The organism is Streptomyces halobius, from assembly GCF_023277745.1.
Taxonomy (GTDB): domain Bacteria; phylum Actinomycetota; class Actinomycetes; order Streptomycetales; family Streptomycetaceae; genus Streptomyces; species Streptomyces halobius.
In genome coordinates this window covers 4119194-4139986 of record NZ_CP086322.1, presented here as the reverse complement: position 1 = coordinate 4139986, position 20793 = coordinate 4119194, and the positions used below count along the sequence as shown (strand labels likewise).

The following is a 20793-nucleotide window of genomic DNA, read 5'->3' as shown; positions in this document are numbered from 1 at the left end:
CGTTCAGGAAGCGTAGGAGCGCCCCTCGGCCCCACCGTCCAAGATCGCCAACGCATCCCCCTCGATTGTGACTTGAGTCACAGCACGCGCTAATTGTTGACCCTGTGTACCGAGTGAACAGCTCACTGTGATTCAGTGAGCGTGGAATCGGACGACGAAGAATTCTGGAGTTGCTGTCGAGGTCTCAGGGAGAGCGAGCGATGGAGACCGAGTCGGAGCCATACGTCCGTCTTGCGACCCTGCGGCAGCTGCACCAAGTGGTCGCCGAGCTGAATACCGCACGCAGCCTCGCGGACACCCTGCAGACGGTCGCCGACGGAGCGGTCGCCGGGCTCGGCTTCGAGCTGTCGGCGGTCAATCTCGTCCGCCCGGACGGCGATCTCGTCGTCGCGGCGGTCGCCGGCAGTGCGGGTGCCGAGGCGCTGATGGCCGGGCGGGTCGGCTCCCGGGACTCCTGGGACCGCAGGCTGTCGATGGGCGAGCGATGGGGCGAGCTGGTCTTCATCCCGTACACCGAGGGCTGGGTGCTGGACGACGATGACGTCCCGCAGTGGCACACCGCCGGACCGGCGCCCCGGTTCCCCGACGAGTGGCACCCCATGGACCGCCTCCTGGCACCCATGTACGCGGCGCCCAACGGCGGCGGCGAACTGCTCGGCGTGATCTCCGTCGACCGGCCGCGCAACGGCCGGCGCCCCGGCGCCTGGGGCCAGGAAGCGCTCCAGATGTACGCCTTCCAGGCCGCCATCGCGATCAGCAACGCCCGGCTGCGGGCGAACATGCAGCGCGCGCTGGTCCGGCTGGAGCGCGAGCAGCAGGCCCTGCGCGCCAGCGAGGAGAGCTTCCGGCAGGCGTTCGAGTACGCGCCGAGCGGGATGGCCGTCGCTGAAATGGGTGGTGACCAGCACGGACGGCTGCTGCGCGCGAACGACGCGCTGTGCCGGCTGCTGGGCCGTCCGGCGTCCACTCTGCGCCGTTACTCCTTCTCCGACCTGGTGCACCCGGAGGACATCGGCACGCTGCTGCGCACCTCCGCCGAGGGCGGCCGCGCGGAGCTGCGGCTGGCCCGCCGGGACAGCACCTACGTCTGGGTCTCGCTCCGGAACTCCGTCGTCGCCGACACCGCCGACGGCCCCCGGTATCTGCTCACCCACGTCGAGGACATCGAGGACCGCAAACGCCATGAGCTGCAACTCGCGCACCGCGCCAGCCATGACTCGCTGACCGGCCTGCCCAACAGCGCCGAGCTGCGGGCCCGGCTCGGCGCCCGGCTGTGCTCCCGCCCGCCGGGCTCGGCCGCCGACGCCTACGCCTCCTCGGGCGGCCACGCCGACCCGAACAGCTTCCGGCCGGACGGCACCGAGCCCTTCGGCGCACTGGACGGCGTCGACGGCGTCGGGGCCCCCTTCGACCACCACGTCCACACCGTCGCACCCTCGGACGGGCCGGCCGACGACGGCTCCAAGGGGCTCGCGGTCCTCTTCTGCGACCTCGACGGCTTCAAGTCGATCAACGACCGCTTCGGGCATCACACCGGCGACGCGGTGCTGATCGAGGTCGCCCGCCGGCTGACCAGCGGCGTCCGGGACGGCGATACGGTCGCCCGGCTCGGCGGCGATGAGTTCGTGGTGCTCGCCGACGGCCTCGGCACCGCCGACGCCCAGGATCTCGCCGTCCGGCTGCGGAACGCGATCATCCCGCCGATCCGGGTGGACGGCCGCGCGGTCCGGGTGGGCGCCAGCTTCGGCATCGGCTGGGCTAGCTGCGGAATGACCGCCGAGGAGGTGCTGGCCTCGGCCGACCAGCGGATGTACGTCGAGAAGCGGTCCCGCTCCAAGGCGAACCGGCGGGCGGCGGGCTGAGGCCCCCGGGGAACCGGCAGGCGGGGTGGGCTGGAGGCCCCCGAAGGCGGACCAGGCGGGCGGCGGGCCAGGGCTTGTCCGGAGGGCAGAGGCGGACAGACCCTGAGGCCCGGGTGAGGTCCGCCGGGCCCGGAAAATGCCGCGTATCTCACACTCGGCGCATCTGCCGCGCTCCGTCGCGGCGCACCGGCCGTTCACCATTCCGTAGCGATCTTGTGGCTGTTCCGGCTCGGTCCGACCGGCCGTGGAGACGGTAGGCTGCGCCGATGCGGCGCGGTGCCGCCGGGGGCCCGAAAGAGACGGTTCGCGCAGCTACGTGCGAACGCGTTCCGACGCGTACAGATCGCTGGGGAGTGACACGGAATGACGGCCGGCAACAACGGCGCGGACACGCCGGAGAACGACGACCCGTTCGCCTACCTCTACCGCTCGGAAGGCGGCGAGGGCGGCGGCGCGGGCTCGGCGGGCGACGGCGCGGCGCCGCGACAGCCGGGGGTCCCGCGCACCTCCTACAACCAGGTGCGGGCCGTCGGCCAGCGGCAGTACGGCCAGCAGGCCGCGCAGCAGCCGTACGGGCAGCCCAGCGCCCACTACGCCGCGCCGGAGACCCTGCCGGGCGGCGACCGAACCCGCACCGCCGCGCCCCCGGCCTCCGGCGGCCAGCAGCCCCGGCGGGGCCCCAACGGTCTGCTGATCGGGGCCGTCGCGGTGGTCGCGGTGGTGTGCATAGGCATTGGCGTCGCGATGCTGACCAACGGCAAGGAAGACAAGAAGGACAACGCGGGCAAGCCCGATCCGACGGTCGGCGCGTCGGTGGCGCCCAGCAAGGAGCCGTCCGCCAAGCCCACGCCCGGCCAGCTCCCCAAGGGCGATGCGCTGACCATGCGGCTGGAGGGCGGCGCGAGCACCGCGAAGGACATCCCCGGCGCCCGTACGACGACCGGAGCGTATGTCGCGGGCATGAACACCCCTGGCGCGTCCGCCACGTGGACGCTGGACGTCGACAACGCCGACAAGTACAAGCTCTGGGTCGGCTACGGCGTACCCGGCAAGGACGCCGACCTCACACTGAGCGTGAACGGCAAGCCCGACCCCCGGCCGATAAACATGGAGAACTTCGCCCACGCCCCCGAGGGCGCCTGGGACAAGGGCTGGACCAAGACCTGGTCCTACGTGCAGCTCAACAAGGGCACCAACACCATCAGCCTGTCCTGCGGCACCGACAATCAGTGCGAGGTGAACCTCGACAAGGTGTGGCTGGCCAAGAAGTAGCCCGTGGCGGGAGGCTGTTCGCATCGCCGTCGGCCTGCTCCTTGGGGTTTCCCCGCCGTCGGCCTGCTTCCTTCGGTTTCCCGGCCGTCGACCGGTTCCTTCGGTTTCTCCGCGTCGACCTGTTTCCTTCGGTTCTCCCGCTGCCAAACCGCTCCTCTAGTTTTTCCCCACCGCCCACCCCCCTTCGGAGGGTGGGCGGGTGTAGTGGTGCGGTTTTCGTAGTGGTGGGGTTTCCCTCACGCCGCCGACGGATGATCCGTCACCACGACCCGCGGCAGGAGCTCCTCGTACGTCTCCGTGTCGAACTCGCCCGCCGCCGGGGCCCGTACGGTCGCGGCCGACAGGGCCACCGCGCGGGTCAGCCGGTCCGGCCACGGCAACCCCTCCACCAGACCCGACAGCAGCCCGGCCACGGCCGAGTCGCCGGCGCCGGTGGGGTTGCCGGCGATCCGCCGTGGCGGCGCGGCCTGCCAGATGCCGTCGGCGGTGACGGCGAGCATGCCGTCCGCGCCCAGGGAGGCGGCCACCGCGTGCGCGCCCCGGCGGCGGGTGTCCCGGGCGGCGCGCAGCGGTTCCGTGCTGCCGGTGAGGGCGGCCAGCTCGTCGGCGTTGGGCTTGGCGAGGTCGGGGCGGGCGGCCAGGCCGCGGCGCAGCGGTTCGCCGCTGGTGTCGAGGAGGACGGGGACGCCGGCGGTGCGCGCGGCGCGGGTGAGGCGGGCGTAGACGTCCACCGGGACGCCCGGCGGGAGGCTGCCGCACAGGGCCACCGCCCGTGCGTCGCCCAGCAGTTCGCGGTAGGCGCCGAGGAAGGTGTCCCATTCGGCGGGGGAGACGGTGGGGCCCGGTTCGTTGAGCTGGGTGGTGTCGCCGGAGGTCTCGTCGACGACGGCGACGGTGCGGCGGGTGGCGCCGCCGACCGGGACCAGCGCGTCGGTGACGTCGCTCTCCTGGGCGAGCAGGGCGCGCAGCGCCGCGCCGGTGCCGCCGCCCGCGAAGCCGGTGGCGATCGTGCGGTGGCCTAGCGCGGCCAGGACCCGGGCGACGTTCAGGCCCTTGCCACCGGGGCGCTCGGTGACCTCGGTGACCCGGTGTGTGGTGTGCGGACAGAGCCGGGGCACGCGATAGGTGATGTCCAGGGCGGCGTTCAGCGTGACCGTGAGGATCATGATTCCCCCTCCGCGCCGGGCGGCCGCCGGTCCGACGGGTCTGGCGACCGTGCCGGGGGCCGCGTATGGACAAGTGCGCGTGCGATCATGCCATCCGGACGGTGGTGGGCCCAGACCCAGGCCAACCACCGTCCCGCGTGCGTTCACCCGGAAGACGGCCGCCGTGCGCCCTTTCCCGGCGGATCAGACCCTGGCTTCCGGCGGATCGGGCCCCCGGCTTCCGGCGGATCAGACCCCCGGCGGGGTCACCAGCCACTCACCCCGGCGCATCACGCCCGCGAGCTCGTACCTGTCGTCCAGCACCACCAGGTCGGCGTCCTTGCCCGGCTCCAGGGAGCCGGTACGGTCGTCGATGCCCAGGAGGTGGGCCGGGTTGGCCGAAAGTGCCTGCACGGCCTGATCTACCGTCAGGCCGTCGAAGGTGACGGCGCGTCGGAAGACGCGGTCCAGGGTGAGCGTGGAGCCGGCGATGGATCCCGCCGTCGGTCCCTCGCTGATCCGTGCGACACCGTCCGTCACCTCGACCCGCATCGGGCCGAGCGGATAGCTCCCGTCGGACATCCCGGCCGCGCCCATCGCGTCCGTGATGAAGGCGACGCGTCCGGCGCCCGCGGAGCGGAAGGCCAACTGGAGGACCGCGGCGTGCAGATGGGTGCCGTCGTTGATCAGCTCGACGGTGACCCGCTCGTCCTCCAGAAGGGCCGCGACCGGGCCCGGCGCGCGGTGGCCGAGGCCGGGCATCGCGTTGAAGAGGTGGGTGGCGACGGTGGCGCCCGCGTCGATGGCCTCGCGGGTGGCGTCGTAGGACGAGTCGGTGTGGCCGACGGCCGCGATCACACCGGCGTCGGCGAGCAGCCGTACCGACTCCAGACCGCCGGGCAGCTCGGGCGCGAGGGTCATCATCCGGGCCGTGCCGCGCGCGGCGTCGAGGAGCTTGCGCACATCGGCCGGATCGGGGTCGCGCAGCAGCTCGGGCTGGTGCGCACCGCAGCGGTGGGTGGAGATGAACGGCCCCTCGAAGTGGACGCCGGCCAGCTCGCCGTCCTCGACGAGCTCGGCGAGCACCCCGGCCTGCCGGGCCAGGTCGTCCAGACCGCCGGTGACGGTGGAGGCGACCATGGAGGTGGTGCCGTGCCGGCGGTGGGTGCCGATGACGGTGCGGCATTCGTCCGGGTCGGCGGACGAGAAGGAGCCGCCGCCTCCGCCGTGCACATGCATGTCGACGAAGCCGGGGACGATCAGATGGTCCGTCAGGTCGAGGACGGCCGGCGCCTCGCCCGGACGGTGGTCGCCGCGCCGCCGGCCGTGCCCGGCGCGGTCGCCGTCCCGGCTGTGGATCCCGGCGATGCGGCCGCCCTCGACCGTGATCCGGCCGTTGTCGACGACACCGGACGGCCGGGCGATCCGGGCGCCCGCGAGGACGGTACGCCGGGCGTCCGAGGGCTGTCCCGCGGATTGTTGCTGTGCCATCAGTCGCATACCTCCGTGGAGAGAAGATCCCAGGCGAGCAGGCCTGCGCCCAGGCACCCGGCGGCGTCCCCGAGCGCAGCCGGAACGATCGAGGGGAGCTGCTGGAACGTCACGCGCCGGCGGACGGCCTCCCGCAGCGGCACGAACAGCGTGTCGCCCGCTTCGGCGAGTCCGCCGCCGATGATCAGCGTCCGCGGATCGAGCAGGGTGAGGCCGGTGACCAGGCCATCGGCGAGGGCGTCCACGGCGTGCTGCCAGACGGCGAGCGCGCGGGCGTCGCCGGACTCCACGGCCTTGGCCGCGTCGGCGGCGGTGGCCTGCGGATCGCCGCAGGCGGCGGCCCAGTCGCGGCCGACCGCGGCGGCCGAGGCCAGCGTCTCCAGGCAGCCGCGCTGCCCGCAGCCGCAGGCGCGTCCGCCGGGCCGTACGACGATGTGGCCGATCTCGCCCGCGCTGCCGTGCGCACCGCCCTCGATCCGGCCGTTGATGCCGATGGCGCCCGCGATACCGGTGCCCAGTGGTACGAACAGAAACCGGTCGGCGTCCGCACCGGCGCCGATCCGGCCCTCGGCCAGGCCGCCGGTGCGGACGTCGTGGCCGAGGGCCACGGGGATGCCGCCGAGCCGTTCGGACAGCAGGGCCCGCATCGGGACGTTCCGCCAGCCGAGGTTGGCGGCGTAGACGGCGGTACCGGCCGCCTCGTCGACGATGCCGGGGACCGCGACCCCGGCGGCCTCGGCGGCCGTACCGAACCGCTCCCGCCCCAGCTCGCGGAGCTCGGCGGCGAAGCCGAGGATCGCCTCGACGACCGCTTCGGGGCCGCGCTCGCGGCCGGTGGGGCGCCGTGCCTCGTGGAGCAGGTTGCCGTCCGCCCCGGCGAGGGCGGCTTTCATCCCGGTGCCGCCCACATCAAGGGCGATGACATGTCTCACGGGACCAGTTTCGCGCGATCCGCCATGAAAGGTCTAGTCCACTCGCCGTGGTGGTGCCCGCCCGAGGATGCTCCGGGGCGCGGAGCCCTTCGTCACTTCGCGTCCGCCGCCCGGTACGCCACCCTCTTGTACCTGGTCATCGCCCGGCCTCGTGATCTTGGCGAGGGAAGGGCGATACCGAAGCGCAATGAGGGGTGGTGTAGACCTTGTGTGTGAACGCGCGGGAGACTCGCGGTTCACACCGGTCGAGGGAGACCCCTGAGACCGGGACGAACCCGGCAACACGTTACTTCGGGAAAAGGGCGGTAACAGCAGTGCAGCGGCGGTATCTGAGCCTGACGGCGACGGCGATTGCCTCGGCCATGACACTGACCCTTACCGGCTGTGGCAGTGGCCCGGCCGGCGGCGATGTCACCCTCAAGCTCATCGCGGCGGACTACGGCGACCGCGCGTCCAACAGCTCCGAGCACTACTGGGACGAACTGACCCGCGCCTTCGAGAAGAAGAACCCCGGGATCAAGGTCGACGTCGAGGTCTACAACTGGACCGACGTCGACAAGAAGGTCGAGGAACTGGTCAAGGCCGGCCACGCCCCGGACCTGGCGCAGGCCGGCGCCTACGCCGACTATGCGGCCAAGGGCCAGCTCTACAGCACCGACAAGCTGCTCTCCATACCCACCGAGGCCGACTTCACCCCCTCCCTCGCCGAGGCCGGCGAATACGAGCGTGTCGCCTACGGGATGCCCTTCGGTGCCAGCACCCGGCGGCTCTTCTACAACAAGAAGCTGTTCGACGAGGCGGGCATCAGTGACCCGCCGCAGAGCTGGAACGACATCGTCAAGGACGCCGAGCTGCTGAAGGAGCACGGCGTCAAGATGCCCTTCGCGCTGCCGCTCGGCCCGGAGGAGACCCAGGCCGAGACGCTGATATGGATGCTCAGCGGTGGCGGCGGCTACACCGACAACATCGGCAAGTACACGATCGACTCGCCGGAGAACGTCAAGACCTTCGAGTGGCTCCAGAAGGACCTCGTCGGCAAGGGCCTGACCGGCACCGACCCCGCCAAGCTCAACCGCGCGGACGCCTTCCAGGGCTTCGCCGACGGCGAGGTCGGCATGCTCAACGGCCACCCCACCCTGATGAAGCAGGCCGAGGACAACGGCATCGACTACGGCACCGTCGAACTCCCCGGCAAGAACGGCAAGGCCAAGGCCACCATGGGCGTCGCCGACTGGATGATGGCGTTCAAGGCGGGCGGCCACCGCAAGGAGACCGGCAAATTCCTGGACTTCGTCTACAGCAAGAAGAACGTGCTGAAGTTCTCCGGCGACTACGGCCTGCTGCCGGTCACCACGTCCGCCTCCCAGGCGATGATGGCCGACGACAAGTACGCCAAGCTCCACGGCTTCCTCGAACAGCTCGCGCACGCCGAGTTCTACCCGGCGAACAAGACCTCCTGGCCGCTGGTCTCCAAGACCATCAAGGCCGAAATGGGCGGCGCCGTCGGCCCGGAGGGCAACCCGTACGGTGTGCTCTCCGACATCCAGAACCTCGCCGACGCGGAGGACAACGCGGTCCGCTGATGTCTGACGGAATGCGGACACGGGGCCGGGGAGGGCAGACGCCCGGGGCATTGTCCGACCGTGCGCTTATCGTGGAAACGTGATGACGAGCGGCGGAGACGACGAGCGCGACGGCGGCGCTCCGGGCGGGACCACGCCCGGCGCGGACGCCCGGTCCGGCGCGCTCTCCTCCCGCGACGAAGCGGTGCTCGCCGTCGAGCGCCGCTCCTGGCCGGCCGCCGGCCCCAAGGAGCGCGCCATCCGCGAACACCTCGGCATCTCCCCGACCCGCTACTACCAGCTCCTGAACGCCCTGTTGGACGATCCGCGCGCACTCGCCCACGACCCGGTCACGATCAATAGGCTGCGCCGCATACGGGACGCCCGCCGGGCCCACCGCTGACGGCAACACCGGATGCCCCGGCCGGGCCTTTCCGGCCCTGACCCATCGGACAGGGCTCACGCCGGTTGGGGAGCGACCCGGACCAACTGGCCGGATGCTCCCGTGCACCCCACGTGCGCCCGCACCCCGCCGGTAGGGTCGTCGCCATGGGCAGCCCCCCGAACGCCGCGCCGACCCCGAATCCCGAACCGACTCCCGAACCGGCCCCCGGAACCCCGCCGTCGCCGGATCCGGCACCGGCCACCGGCCCCGCCCCGCCCCCGGGCAACGTCCCCACCCCGCAGACCGTCGCCGGCCGCGAGGGCCTCGCCGCGCTGCTGGCCCGCCCGGAACGCGCCGTCCTCGCCCTCGACTTCGACGGCACCCTCGCCGACATCGTCCCCGACCCCGAAAAGGCCCGCGCCCACCCCGGCACCACCGCCGCCCTCGGACGGCTGGTGCCCCGGCTGCGCGCCGCCGCGGTGATCACCGGCCGCCCGGCCGGCGTCGCGGTCCGCCTCGCCGGTGTCGCCGACGCCCCCGGCCTGGAACACCTCGTCGTCCTCGGCCACTACGGCGCCGAACGCTGGGACGCGGCGACCGGCACCGTCCAGGCCCCCACCCCGCACCCCGGCATCGCCGCCATACAGGCCGAACTCCCCGGCGTCCTGGACCGCTCCGGCGTCTGGCACGGCACCTGGGTCGAGACCGCCATCGAAACCAAGGGCGGCCGCGCCATCGCCGTCCACACCCGCCGAGCCGACGATCCCCAGGGCGCCTTCGAGCAGCTGCGTGCCCCGCTCGCCGCGCTCGCCGAACGCCATGGCCTGATCGTCGAGCCCGGCCGGCTGGTCCTGGAACTGCGCCCGCCGGGCATGGACAAGGGCGTCGCCCTCGCCGACTGGGTCCGCGAAACCGGCGCCGCCACCGTCCTCTACGCGGGTGACGACCTCGGCGACCTGGCCGCCTTCGGCGCCGTCGACAAGCTCCGCTCCGACGGCCTCACCGGCGTCCTGGTGTGCAGCGGCAGCAACGAGGTCACCGAGCTCGCCGAACGCGCCGACCTGGTGGTCGACGGCCCGGCAGGCGTCGTCGCCCTGCTCGAAGCCCTCGCGGACGAACTTGCCGCACAGGGCTAGGGCCTGACCCACCGCTCAGGCCCCGCGGGAGTCCGAGGGTGCTAGGCCCCCTCCAGACCCTTCAACGCCTCCAGCTGGTCCAGGAACCACCGGTCCGGTGGCAGCGCGGTGGCGGCCGCGGCCAGCCGCGCGGTGCGTTCGGCGCGCTCGCCGTGGTCCATCGACAGCGCCGTGTGCAGGGCGTCCGCGGTGGCGGCGATGTCGTACGGATTGACGACGAGGGCGTCCTGGCCGAGCTCCGCGTACGCCCCTGCCTCCCGTGACAGCACCAGCGCGCACCCGTCGTCGGACACCACCGGGATCTCCTTCGCGACCAGATTCATCCCGTCCCGGATCGGGTTCACCAGCGCCACGTCCGCGAGCCGATAGGCGGCCAGCGACCGGGCGAAGTCGTCCTTGACGTGCAGCTCGACCGGCTGCCAATCCACCGTGCCGTACTCCGCGTTGATCTCCTCGGCCAGCCGGCCGACCTGCGCGGTGTACTCCCGGTAGACGGCCAGATCCTGCCGCGAGGGGTAGGCGAACGCGATGTGCACCACCCGTTCGTGCCACTCGGGACGGTCGGCCAGCAGCCGCCGGTACGCCAGCAGCCCCCGCACGATGTTCTTGGACAGTTCGGTGCGGTCGACCCGCACGATCGTCCTGCGGTCCGTCCCGCCGATCTGCTCCCGCAGCGTCGCCATCCGCTCGTCGACGTCCGGCCGGTGCGCCCGCTCCCGCAGAAAGCCTGCGTCGGCGCCGAGACCGTGCACCCCGATCCCGGTCCGGCGCGGCTTGTGCGCCGGCGGCGTCGAGACGACGTACGGCGCCCCGTCGCGCGGCCAGTAGGCGTCGCAGTCCGTGCCGAGCGCCTGCCGGGCGCAGCCCATGAACGCCCGCGCCCACCGCTCGGTCAGGAAGTTCGCCCGGTCCGCGCCGAGGATCCCCACCGCCAGCTTCCGCTGGATGTCGTCGGGCAGCATCGCGAAGTACTCGGGCGGCGCCCACGGCGTATGCGAGAAGTGCGCGATCCGCAGGTCGGGACGGCGGTCGCGGAGCATCCCCGGCACCAGCGCCAGGTGGTAGTCCTGCACCAGGACCGCCGCGCTCGGTGCCGCCGCATCGGCCAGCGCGTCCGCGAACGCCGTGTTGTAGTGCTCGTACGCCGACCACTGCGCGCGGAACTCCGCGTCGAAGATCGGCTCCATCGGCGTCCGGTAGAGCATGTGGTGGACGAACCACAGCACGGAGTTCGCGACGCCGTTATAGGCGGCGGCGTACACCTCCGCCGGAATGTCCAGCATCCGGACACGCTGTCCGCCGGTGTCGCCCGGATCCAGCGCGCCACCGCTCCGCCGTACCGCCTCCCGGTCACCGTCACCCAGCGCGGCACACACCCACAGCGCAGCCGTGCCGGGCCCGATGGCCGACAGCCCCGAGACCAGCCCGCCGCCGCCCCGCTTGGCGGACAGCGCGCCGTCCGCCCCCAGGGCGTACGAGACCGGACCGCGGTTGGACGCGACGAGTACCTGGGCACCACTGCGCTCGGAGGCCATGCCGCGAGATTAACCCGCGGCACAACCGCGCAAACGTACGCCGCCGGTCATGCCGCGCGCCGCCTCGCGTACTCGGGAATTTCGGCCATCGGAGGGCGCTCCTCGGTGTCCACCTCGGTCGTGCGGGCGATGAAACCGTTCTCGCCCCGGTCGAACTGGGTGAGCCGTGGGCGCACCAAGTGTCCTCGGGTGAGGCGGAGTTGGGCGGTGCGGTAGATCGCGGCGGCCATCCGGCCGAGGGCCTGACCGCCCTGGTGACGATGCTTGCGCACCCCCACATCGACCTGCGCCAGCGCATCGAGGCCGACCGTGTGCAGCGCGTCGACCAGCAGGCCCAGCTCCACGCCGTAGCCGACCGGGAACGGCAGCCGCTCCAGAAGCGAGCGACGGGCCGCGTACTCACCGCCGAGCGGCTGCACGAAGCCGGCCAGCTGCGGCCAGTGCAGATTGAGCAGCGGGCGGGCGACCAGCTCGGTCACCCGGCCCCCCTGGCCGGCCCCCGCGGGCCCCCCGAACCCGGCCTCCAGCGGTCGGTCGTACATCGCCTTCACAAACTGGATGTCCGGATCGGTGAGCAGCGGTCCGACGATCCCGGAGACGAAGGAGGACGAGAACTCCCGCAGATCGGCGTCGACGAAACAGATGATGTCGCCGCCGGTGACGAGCAGCGAGCGCCACAGCACCTCGCCCTTGCCGGGGAGGGCCGGGATCCGCGGCAGGACGCCGTCCCGGTGGACGACCCGCGCGCCGGCCGCCGCCGCGACCTCGGCCGTCCGGTCGGTGGACCCCGAGTCCAGCACCACCAGCTCGTCGACGAGCGGCACCGTCTCCGTCATCAGCTCACCGCGGATCGCCGCGACGATCACCCCGACGGTCGCCTCCTCGTCGAGCGCGGGCAGCACTACGCTGACCGTCCGGCCGGTCTGCCGCTTGGCGTCCAGCAGCCGGCCGAGCGGGCGGTCGGCCGCGGACCAGGAGCGGCTGCTGAGCCAGCGCTCCACCTCTTCCAGCACGTCTACGACTCCTCGGTGGCCACCCGGTTGGGGGCCGGTATGTGATCCATCTCGCGGATCGGACGACTATCTCAACTGTCAGTGCCTTCGGTTACAGTCTTGAACAACGCGGATGACCGTCGCATGTCGGGGGCACCGCGCCATAAACGCCTGGGTTTCGGCCCAGCGCCATACCGCTCATCCAGAGGGGCAGAGGGATACGGCCCGTTGAAGCCCCGGCAACCCTCCAGCCGGTCTCCGCCGCAGTGCAGCTACTAGCGCGCGCGAGGCTCCCGGCTAGGGAAGGTGCCAAATCCGTCTCGTGGCGAGATGCGCCTCGAGGAAGATGAGGAGAAAGGGCCTCGCCTCCATGGCTGTGCAAGTCACCGAAAGCACGTCCGCAAGCACCTCCACCGTCGCTCTTGGGCCCGCCGCCGCGCTGTCCTGCCGCGAGTGCGGACAGCGTTTCGATCTCGGTCCCCTCTTCGCCTGCCAGGAATGTTTCGGGCCGCTCGAAGTGGCATACGACCTGCCGACCGGCGGGCCGGATCACACAGAAGCCCTGCGGAAGCGGATCGAGGCCGGCCCGGACAACATCTGGCGCTACGCCCCGCTGCTGCCCGTCCCCGCCGACGTCGCCGACAAGCCCAACCTCAACCCCGGCTTCACCAAACTGGTCAAGGCCGACAACCTCGCCCGCGAGCTGGGCGTCACCGGCGGTCTGCACGTCAAGGACGACTCCGGCAACCCGACGCACTCCTTCAAGGACCGCGTCGTCGCCATCGCCGTCGAGGCCGCCCGCGCCTTCGGCTTCACCACTCTCTCCTGCTCCTCGACCGGCAACCTCGCGGGCGCGGTCGGCGCCGCGGCCCGGCGCGCCGGCTTCAAGTCCTGTGTCTTCATCCCGCACGACCTGGAGGCCGGCAAGGTCGTCATGGCCGCGGTCTACGGCGGCGACCTGGTCGGCATCGAGGGCAACTACGACGACGTCAACCGCTTCTGCTCGGAACTCATCGGCGACCCGCTGGGCGAGGGCTGGGGCTTCGTCAACGTCAACCTGCGCCCCTACTACGGCGAGGGTTCCAAGACGCTCGCGTACGAGATCTGCGAGCAGCTGGGCTGGCGGCTGCCGGACCAGATCGTCATCCCGATCGCCTCGGGCTCGCAGCTCACCAAGATCGACAAGGGGCTGAAGGAGCTGATCAAGCTCGGCCTGGTCGAGGACAGGCCGTACAAGATCTTCGGCGCCCAGGCGGAGGGCTGCTCGCCGGTGTCGACGGCCTTCAAGGCGGGCCACGACGTCGTACGGCCCCAGAAGCCGAACACCATCGCCAAGTCGCTGGCGATCGGCAACCCGGCCGACGGGCCGTATGTTCTCGACATCGCGCGCCGTACGGGCGGTGCGGTGGAGGATGTCAACGACGCACAGGTCGTGGACGCGATCAAGCTGCTGGCCCGGACGGAGGGGATCTTCGCGGAGACCGCGGGCGGTGTGACCGTCGGCGTGACGAAGAAGCTCATCGAGAACGGTGTGCTCGACCCGTCCCTGACCACCGTCGTCCTGAACACCGGTGACGGCCTCAAGACGCTTGACGCCGTCGCTCCGACCACCGGGCCCACGGCCACCATCAGTCCGAGCCTGGACGCGTTCCGCGCGGCCGGCCTGGCCGGCTGAGCCCCCGAACCCGCACCTCGTACTCCTCGCACCCCGCTGGAAGGCAGAACCCATGAGCGTCAAGGTCCGCATCCCCACCATCCTCCGCACGTACACCGGCGGCGAGGCCGAGGTCACCGCCGAGGGCGCGACCCTCTCCGAGGTCATCGCCGATCTGGAGACGAACCACCAGGGCATCGCGGCCCGTGTGCTGGACGACGCGGGCAAGCTGCGCCGCTTCGTGAACGTGTACGTCAACGACGACGACGTCCGTTTTGAACAGGGTCTGGAGACGCCGACGCCGGACGGCACCGGTATCTCGATCATTCCGGCGGTGGCCGGAGGGTGCTGATTCAAGCCATCCCCTCCGTCGCCTGACTGGAATTACCCCGTACGCAGCAAAGCGGACGGGGTAATTCCATGTTTCGAAAGGCGCTACCATCATGGCGATCCCTCTCCGTGCGCGTGCCGAACGCATATGAGACCGCGGTGAGTTGCGTCCAAAGCGTGTGCGATATTTGTCGACTATGCGCGTTATGCCCGGCCCGACTTGCCCGGGAATAACGGGAGTTCGCGGCATATTGCCGATTCCTCGTCGCCGGAATTCTCGTCCGATTGACCTGTTGCGCTGGGCATCGAGGCAGATACATTCAGCGGCGGTCGACGCGTTCCGGCGCACACCCCACAGGCCATTCAAGGGGTGAGGTCTGACCCGGGTCCGCGGAGTGCGGTCCTGTGCAAGGGCCAGTAATAGGGGAGTTAGGCATGGCTCAGGGCACCGTCAAGTGGTTCAACGCGGAGAAGGGGTACGGCTTCATCGCGGTCGACGGTGGTGCGGATGTTTTCGTCCACTACAGCGCGATTCAGATGGACGGCTACCGCACCCTTGAGGAGGGGCAGCGGGTCGAGTTCGAAATCTCGCAGGGCCAGAAGGGGCCGCAGGCGGACATGGTCCGGGTGACGGCCTGAAGCGCCGACCGACTGCAGCGTTGTGGAGACCCGCGCCCTGCTGGGGTGCGGGTCTTCTGCGTATCCCGGTGCCCGCCGTTCAGGCCGCTTGTGCCCGCCCGTCGTAGCCGCTTGCACTCGATGGCCCCGAGTGCTAATCATTGCGTTAGCACTCTCCGGGTGAGAGTGACAGATCAGGACCGACTCGGTGAGGTCGGCAGGCCGGTGGGGCAAGGAACCGCAGGCTCGCAGACCGTCCGTCGCGGGCGCCGGCGCGGTCCGGAGCAATCCACCCCTGTCCGGGAGGACCACTTCACATGGCCAAGATCATCGCGTTCGACGAGGAGGCACGGCGCGGTCTCGAGCGCGGGATGAACCAGCTCGCCGACGCCGTCAAGGTCACCCTCGGCCCCAAGGGCCGTAACGTCGTCCTCGAGAAGAAGTGGGGTGCCCCCACGATCACCAACGATGGTGTGTCCATCGCCAAGGAGATCGAGCTCGAGGACGCGTACGAGAAGATCGGTGCCGAGCTGGTCAAGGAGGTCGCGAAGAAGACGGACGACGTCGCCGGTGACGGCACGACGACCGCGACCGTCCTGGCCCAGGCGCTGGTCAAGGAGGGCCTGCGCAACGTCGCCGCCGGCGCCAACCCGATGGCGCTCAAGCGCGGTATCGAGGCGGCCACCGAGGCCGTCTCCGCCGCTCTGCTGGAGCAGGCGAAGGATGTGGAGACCAAGGAGCAGATCGCCTCCACCGCCTCCATCTCCGCCGCCGACACCCAGATCGGCGAGCTCATCGCCGAGGCGATGGACAAGGTCGGCAAGGAAGGCGTCATCACCGTCGAGGAGTCCCAGACCTTCGGTCTGGAGCTGGAGCTCACCGAGGGTATGCGCTTCGACAAGGGCTACATCTCGGCGTACTTCGCGACCGACATGGAGCGCATGGAGGCCGCGCTCGACGACCCGTACATCCTCATCGTCAACTCCAAGATCGGCAACGTGAAGGACCTGCTGCCGCTCCTGGAGAAGGTCATGCAGTCCGGCAAGCCGCTGCTGATCATCGCCGAGGACGTCGAGGGCGAGGCCCTGTCGACCCTGGTCGTCAACAAGATCCGTGGCACCTTCAAGTCCGTCGCCGTCAAGGCCCCGGGCTTCGGCGACCGCCGCAAGGCCATGCTCGGTGACATCGCCATCCTCACCGGTGGCACCGTCATCTCCGAGGAGGTCGGCCTCAAGCTGGAGAACGCCGGTCTCGACCTGCTGGGCCGCGCCCGCAAGGTCGTCATCACCAAGGACGAGACCACCATCGTCGACGGTGCCGGTGACAGCGACCAGGTCCAGGGCCGCGTCAACCAGATCCGCGCCGAGATCGAGAACAGCGACTCGGACTACGACCGCGAGAAGCTCCAGGAGCGTCTGGCGAAGCTGGCCGGCGGCGTGGCCGTCATCAAGGCCGGTGCCGCGACCGAGGTCGAGCTCAAGGAGCGCAAGCACCGCATCGAGGACGCCGTGCGCAATGCGAAGGCGGCCGTCGAGGAGGGCATCGTCGCCGGTGGTGGCGTGGCCCTGCTGCAGGCGTCCTCGGTCTTCGAGAAGCTGGAGCTGGAGGGCGACGAGGCCACCGGTGCCGCCGCTGTGAAGCTGGCCCTGGAGGCCCCGCTGAAGCAGATCTCGGTGAACGCCGGCCTTGAGGGCGGCGTCATCGTGGAGAAGGTGCGCAACCTGACCCCGGGGCACGGTCTGAACGCCGCGACCGGTGAGTACGTCGACATGATCGCCGAGGGCATCATCGACCCGGCGAAGGTGACGCGTTCCGCCCTGCAGAACGCCGCCTCCATCGCCGCGCTGTTCCTCACCACCGAGGCCGTCATCGCCGACAAGCCGGAGAAGGCCGCTGCCGCGGGCGCTCCGGGCGGCATGCCGGGCGGTGACATGGACTTCTGATCCTCCGGGATCGACTGTCCGCACGTCCGTCGGGGCGGCACCCTCTTTGCGGGGGGTGCCGCCCCGACGGCTTTTTGGGGCGAGGCGGGGTGGAGTGGAGTGACGGGGGCGTGCGCGATGCCGGGTGTGCCGTTTCGGGGGTTCTGGGGCGCCCCCGGGTACGAAAGTTCCTTGCACGTCGGCTGGGTGCTGGATGTCGGTGCGGGTGCCGTGACGGACGGCTTCCGGTGCGGCTGCGGTGGGCCCGGCGTCAGGCGTCGTGCTCGACCGGGGCGGTGGTCGGCGGTTCGGTGCTGTCGTCCTGGGGGCCGGCGGGTGCGGGCAGGACCGGGTTGGGGGTGAGGATGCGGCGCAGGATGGTCTCGACCTCGGTGCGGGTGGGTGGCGTGGAGTTGGCCAGGGCGCGCAGGCTGATGCCGTTGAGCGCGGCCGCGGCCGCGGCGGCGGTGTCCGGGTCGGTGTAGTGGGACAGTGCGCGGATGCTCAGCTGGGTGTGCTGGTCGGCGATCGGACGCAGCGTGGGACGGCGCAGCGCGGCGAGGTACAGCTCGAACTCCATGACCTGCTGGTCGCGTTGGGGGCCCATCCCGGGCAGAAGGGCGTCGGTGAGCAGTACGGCCTGCTGGTCGGGGGAGAGCGCGGGGCGTTGGGCGACCCATTCGTCGAGGTAGGCGGCGAAGCGGTCGACGGAGCGCTGCAGGGCTGCGGCGATGAGGTCGTCCTTCGTCGCGAAGTGATACGTCGTCGCCCCGAGCGGGACACCGGCCTCCTCCGCGACGGCGCGATGCGTCAGGCCCTCGATGCCGCGGGCGGCGATGACGCGTTCGGTGGCCGCGATGATCTCCGCGATCCGCCGCTCGGGATCGCGGCGGCGCCGGGCGGGCGGCTGGTCAGCGGACATGCGGGAACTCCAGACGGTGACGAGATGAATTCAGAATAGTACGGCGGTGCCGTAGGGGCGGCGCGGGGGCTGGGCAGGTAGCAGCGGGGTGGGATGTCGCCATTCTCCTTGCGTCCCTGCACTTTCCCGGTCCGGGTATAGGTCCCTCAATGTCCTAATTGCACCTCCTTCAAGGTTTCAGTACAGTACTCATGTACCACTTCGGGAACAGGTGCGTGTATGGGGGCGGAACGACGAGCGCGCCGCAGTACGTGCCACAGCAGAAGGAACGGTGACCCTCCCCATGACCAGCGCATCCACCCCGTACACAAACTCCGCGTCCACGAACTCTCCGACCGCGGGCCGCCCGCCCGTCGGCAAGGTCTCCTCGTATGCCTTCTGGGGCCATGACGGCCGGGTGCTCGCCGACTTCTACGCCGCGGCCCTGGGCTGGAAGGTGACTAAGGAGTTCCCCGACGAGCACGGCGTTCCCGTCGCGTTCATCGTCAACGACCCCGACTGGACCACGACGTACGTCTTCTACACCGCCAAGAACTTCACCCCGCCGAACTGGCCGGCCGACGAGCTCCCCTTCCATCTCGACCTGGCCTTCGACGACATCGAGGCCGCCGTGCGGCGGCTGCTGGAGCTCGGTGCGACCAAGCCCGAGCACCAGCCCGGCGGTGAGCAGTGGACGGTCCTGCTGGATCCCTCGGGTCAGCCCTTCTGCGTCAGCCGCCCCTGGACCGCCTGACCCCTGTCCACATCCTTGAGAACCAGTACCGCCCGTACCGCCCGTACCGCCCCGTGCAAACCCCGGAGAAAACCATGCCTTTCGCGCCCTGTATCAGTGTCCAGGACACCGCCGCCAGCCTCGCCTTCTACAAGAAGCTCGGCTTCGACGCGGACTCCAGCATGTCCCGCCCCGGCGATGACATCCACATGCTCCTCTACGGGGGCGAGTTCTGCGCCATGATCTACCGCAACGAGGATCTGAAGACCTGGCTGCCCGTCCTCAAGGACACCCCCATCGGCTTCGCCGGCATGTTCTACCTGAGCGTGGACGACCTCGACGGCACCCACGACCGCATCGCCCAGCACGCCGAGATCGTCAAGCCCATCGGCACCGATCACACGGGACAGCGGATGTTCTACTTCCGCGACCTCGATGGCTATGTCATCGGCGTCAACGAGAAGGCGAGGCTGGAGGCCAGCGAGATGGGCAAGTACGCCTGACGGGCCGTCGCGCAGGCCGCAGGGCCTGCGGCCGGCGGCCGAGGCTGCCCCGGCGGCCGTGGTCAGGCGGCGACAGGAGACATCAGGCTGTGGAGATCGGCTCGGCCTGGCCGGAGTCCGCACCGGGACTGGGCGTGGCGTCGGGGGCGTCGTCGGGGCGGGCGTTGGCGTTGGAGATTGCGGGTGCCGGGGTGGGGTTCGCGGGCTCTGGTGTGGTGTTGAGTTCGGTGAGCAGCTGCTTGCTGAAGCCGAAGAAGTAGGTGGTGAGGAAGCCGGCGAGGTAGCCGACGGCCAGGCCGAGGGCGTAGACGACGAGGGTGGTGAGGAAGCCCTGATTCCCCTTGACCAGCGGGAACAGGGCCCAGCCCGAGGGGCCGATGGCGGTGGAGCCGACGGTGTCGCCGAGTTGGCTGAACAGGCCGACGAAGCCGCCGCCGAAGGCGCCGCCGATGCAGGCGGTGATGAACGGGCGGCCGAGGGGAAGTGAGACACCGTAGATCAGTGGCTCACCGACGCCCAGGAAGCCGGTGGGGAGGGCGGACTTGATGGTCGTACGGATCGAGCCGTTGCGGGGGAGGCGTACGTAGACGGCGATGGCGGCGCCGACCTGGCCCGCGCCGGCCATGGCGAGGATCGGGAGCAGGACGGTGTATCCCTGCTGTTCGATGAGGGTGGTGTGGATGGGGATGAGGGCCTGGTGGAGACCCAGCATGACGAGGGGGAGGAAGAGGCCGCCCAGGATGAAGCCGGCGAGTGCTCCGCCGTGTGCGAGGAGCCAGTCGGCGAAGGTGCCGATGGCGGCGGCGACCTCACCCGCGGTGAACATCAGGCCGAAGAGGGTGGCCAGGCCGGTGATCAGGACGGTGAGGGTGGGGGTGAGCAGGACGTCCAGCGCCTCGGGAACCGCCTTGCGGCACCACTTCTCCACCTGGACGGCGAGCAGCGCGGCGGCCAGTGCGCCGAGGACGCCGCCCTGTCCGGGGGAGAGCTTCTGGCCGAAGGCGCTGATGTCCGCGACGCCCGGGAAGACGATGATCGCGGCGACCGCGCCGCCCAGGATGGGCGTACCGCCGAATTCCTTGGCGGTGTTGTAGCCGACGAAGACGGCGATGAGCGACATGAAGCCGGAGGCGATGGCGGCCAGTGCCGGGACGGCCGAGGGCAGCCAGCCGAGGTTGCTCAGCAGGCCGTTGATGCCGGAGACGATGCCGCAGCCGATCAGGGCCGGGATCAGCGGGATGAAGATGCCGGCGACGCGTCGGAGGAAGAGCTTGAGCGGTGTGGCGTTCCTGGCCCTCTGGCGGGCCTTCAGGGCGGATCCCTGGGTGGCGAGGTCGTCGGCGGTGGTCGTCGTCGTTGTCGGGGGCGCCTCGGCGGCGGCCGGTCCGGCGGCGGGGCCGGTGTCGGTTCCTGTGGCTTCTCTCGTGGCCGTGTCCGGGTCGGTGCCCGTGGCCTCTCTCGTGGCCGTGTCCGGGTCGGTTCCCGTGGTCATGACCGCTGCCGTGTGCGGCCCGGGGGTGGTGGCGCGGGCCTGTGCGACCAGGCGCTCGAACTCGGGGGTGACCCGGGCGACCGTCCCGGGGCCCAGCACGATCTGGTACGTGTCGTCCTCGACCACGCCCATGACGACCGGCAGCGCCTTCAGGGCGTCGTCCTGCACCAGGGACCGGTCCCGGATGCCGAGGCGGAGCCGGGTCATGCAGTGGGCGATGGAGGTGACGTTGGCGGCGCCGCCGACGAGGGGGAGGACCGCGGCGGCGGTGGCGCGATTCTTGTCTTCGGTCATGTGCGGTGCCTTAGCTGTGCGGACTATGACTGGG

At 70.8% G+C, this 20793-nt stretch carries 18 protein-coding genes and 1 riboswitch; of the genes, 11 read left to right on the top strand and 7 right to left on the bottom strand.

The features are described 5' to 3' along the window. Positions 1 to 200: 200 nt before the first annotated feature. A complete protein-coding gene (gene cdgB, locus K9S39_RS18710) occupies positions 201 to 1862 on the top strand; it encodes a diguanylate cyclase CdgB (protein ID WP_248864508.1) in 1662 nt (553 codons plus the stop codon). Positions 1863 to 2225: 363 nt separating this feature from the next. Then, a complete protein-coding gene (locus K9S39_RS18705) occupies positions 2226 to 3134 on the top strand; it encodes a carbohydrate-binding protein (RefSeq protein ID WP_248864507.1) in 909 nt (302 codons plus the stop codon). A 236-nt stretch (positions 3135 to 3370) separates the two neighbouring features. Here K9S39_RS18705 and K9S39_RS18700 read toward each other — a convergent pair whose 3' ends face one another. The 3 genes from K9S39_RS18700 to K9S39_RS18690 form a co-directional block, all read right to left on the bottom strand. Then, positions 3371 to 4300, bottom strand: a complete 930-nt coding sequence (locus K9S39_RS18700; protein WP_248864506.1) for a 1-phosphofructokinase family hexose kinase — start codon at positions 4298 to 4300, stop codon at positions 3371 to 3373. Positions 4301 to 4528: 228 nt separating this feature from the next. Continuing rightward, the gene (gene nagA / locus K9S39_RS18695; RefSeq protein WP_248864505.1) at positions 4529 to 5770 is read right to left on the bottom strand and encodes an N-acetylglucosamine-6-phosphate deacetylase; all 1242 of its coding nucleotides are present in this window, start codon (positions 5768 to 5770) and stop codon (positions 4529 to 4531) included. Continuing rightward, positions 5770 to 6702: an ROK family protein gene (locus tag K9S39_RS18690; protein WP_248864504.1), complete on the bottom strand. Its 933-nt coding sequence runs from the start codon at positions 6700 to 6702 to the stop codon at positions 5770 to 5772. Before K9S39_RS18690 ends, nagA begins: the two co-directional genes overlap by 1 nt. Positions 6703 to 7016: 314 nt before the next feature. Between K9S39_RS18690 and K9S39_RS18685 the strand changes: the two genes are divergently transcribed. The 3 genes from K9S39_RS18685 to otsB all read left to right on the top strand — a co-directional run bounded on the left by K9S39_RS18685 (position 7017) and on the right by otsB (position 9785). Then, positions 7017 to 8285, top strand: a complete 1269-nt coding sequence (locus tag K9S39_RS18685) for an extracellular solute-binding protein (protein WP_454895278.1) — start codon at positions 7017 to 7019, stop codon at positions 8283 to 8285. Positions 8286 to 8367: 82 nt separating this feature from the next. Next, positions 8368 to 8667: a DUF3263 domain-containing protein gene (locus K9S39_RS18680; protein ID WP_248864502.1), complete on the top strand. Its 300-nt coding sequence runs from the start codon at positions 8368 to 8370 to the stop codon at positions 8665 to 8667. Between the two features lie 146 nt (positions 8668 to 8813). Continuing rightward, entirely contained in the window at positions 8814 to 9785 is a 972-nt protein-coding gene (gene otsB, locus K9S39_RS18675; protein WP_248864501.1) for a trehalose-phosphatase, read from the top strand. Between the two features lie 41 nt (positions 9786 to 9826). Here the strand turns inward: otsB and K9S39_RS18670 are convergent, their stop codons facing one another. Together K9S39_RS18670 and K9S39_RS18665 are read right to left on the bottom strand one after the other, a co-directional pair. Then, positions 9827 to 11320, bottom strand: coding sequence for an alpha,alpha-trehalose-phosphate synthase (UDP-forming) (locus K9S39_RS18670; RefSeq protein WP_248864500.1), 1494 nt, complete (start codon positions 11318 to 11320; stop codon positions 9827 to 9829). A 47-nt stretch (positions 11321 to 11367) separates the two neighbouring features. Continuing rightward, complete coding sequence (locus K9S39_RS18665) at positions 11368 to 12333, bottom strand: glucosyl-3-phosphoglycerate synthase (protein ID WP_248864499.1); 966 nt, start codon at positions 12331 to 12333, stop codon at positions 11368 to 11370. Positions 12334 to 12507: 174 nt separating this feature from the next. Continuing rightward, a riboswitch (SAM riboswitch) is annotated at positions 12508 to 12665 on the top strand. Between the two features lie 17 nt (positions 12666 to 12682). Here K9S39_RS18665 and thrC point away from each other — a divergent pair. The 4 genes from thrC (at position 12683) to groL (ending at position 16857) form a co-directional block, all read left to right on the top strand. After that, positions 12683 to 13987, top strand: a complete 1305-nt coding sequence (gene thrC, locus K9S39_RS18660) for a threonine synthase (protein WP_248864498.1) — start codon at positions 12683 to 12685, stop codon at positions 13985 to 13987. A 52-nt stretch (positions 13988 to 14039) separates the two neighbouring features. Continuing rightward, complete coding sequence (locus K9S39_RS18655; RefSeq protein ID WP_248864497.1) at positions 14040 to 14318, top strand: MoaD/ThiS family protein; 279 nt, start codon at positions 14040 to 14042, stop codon at positions 14316 to 14318. Between the two features lie 413 nt (positions 14319 to 14731). After that, entirely contained in the window at positions 14732 to 14935 is a 204-nt protein-coding gene (locus tag K9S39_RS18650) for a cold-shock protein (protein ID WP_004986573.1), read from the top strand. Positions 14936 to 15231: 296 nt separating this feature from the next. Next, the gene (gene groL, locus K9S39_RS18645; protein ID WP_248864496.1) at positions 15232 to 16857 is read left to right on the top strand and encodes a chaperonin GroEL; all 1626 of its coding nucleotides are present in this window, start codon (positions 15232 to 15234) and stop codon (positions 16855 to 16857) included. A gap of 250 nt (positions 16858 to 17107) precedes the next feature. Here groL and K9S39_RS18640 read toward each other — a convergent pair whose 3' ends face one another. Then, positions 17108 to 17758, bottom strand: a complete 651-nt coding sequence (locus K9S39_RS18640; RefSeq protein ID WP_248864495.1) for a TetR/AcrR family transcriptional regulator — start codon at positions 17756 to 17758, stop codon at positions 17108 to 17110. 283 nt (positions 17759 to 18041) lie between these two features. On the opposite strand from K9S39_RS18640, the gene K9S39_RS18635 reads away from it, so the two are divergent. Beyond that, entirely contained in the window at positions 18042 to 18491 is a 450-nt protein-coding gene (locus K9S39_RS18635; protein WP_248864494.1) for a VOC family protein, read from the top strand. Positions 18492 to 18565: 74 nt separating this feature from the next. After that, positions 18566 to 18973 (top strand): VOC family protein, encoded by a 408-nt coding sequence (locus K9S39_RS18630; protein ID WP_248864493.1) that lies wholly within the window; start codon positions 18566 to 18568, stop codon positions 18971 to 18973. Positions 18974 to 19055: 82 nt separating this feature from the next. Here the strand turns inward: K9S39_RS18630 and K9S39_RS18625 are convergent, their stop codons facing one another. Further along, positions 19056 to 20759 (bottom strand): PTS transporter subunit EIIC, encoded by a 1704-nt coding sequence (locus K9S39_RS18625; protein WP_248864492.1) that lies wholly within the window; start codon positions 20757 to 20759, stop codon positions 19056 to 19058. Between the last annotated feature and the right edge of the window lie 34 nt (positions 20760 to 20793).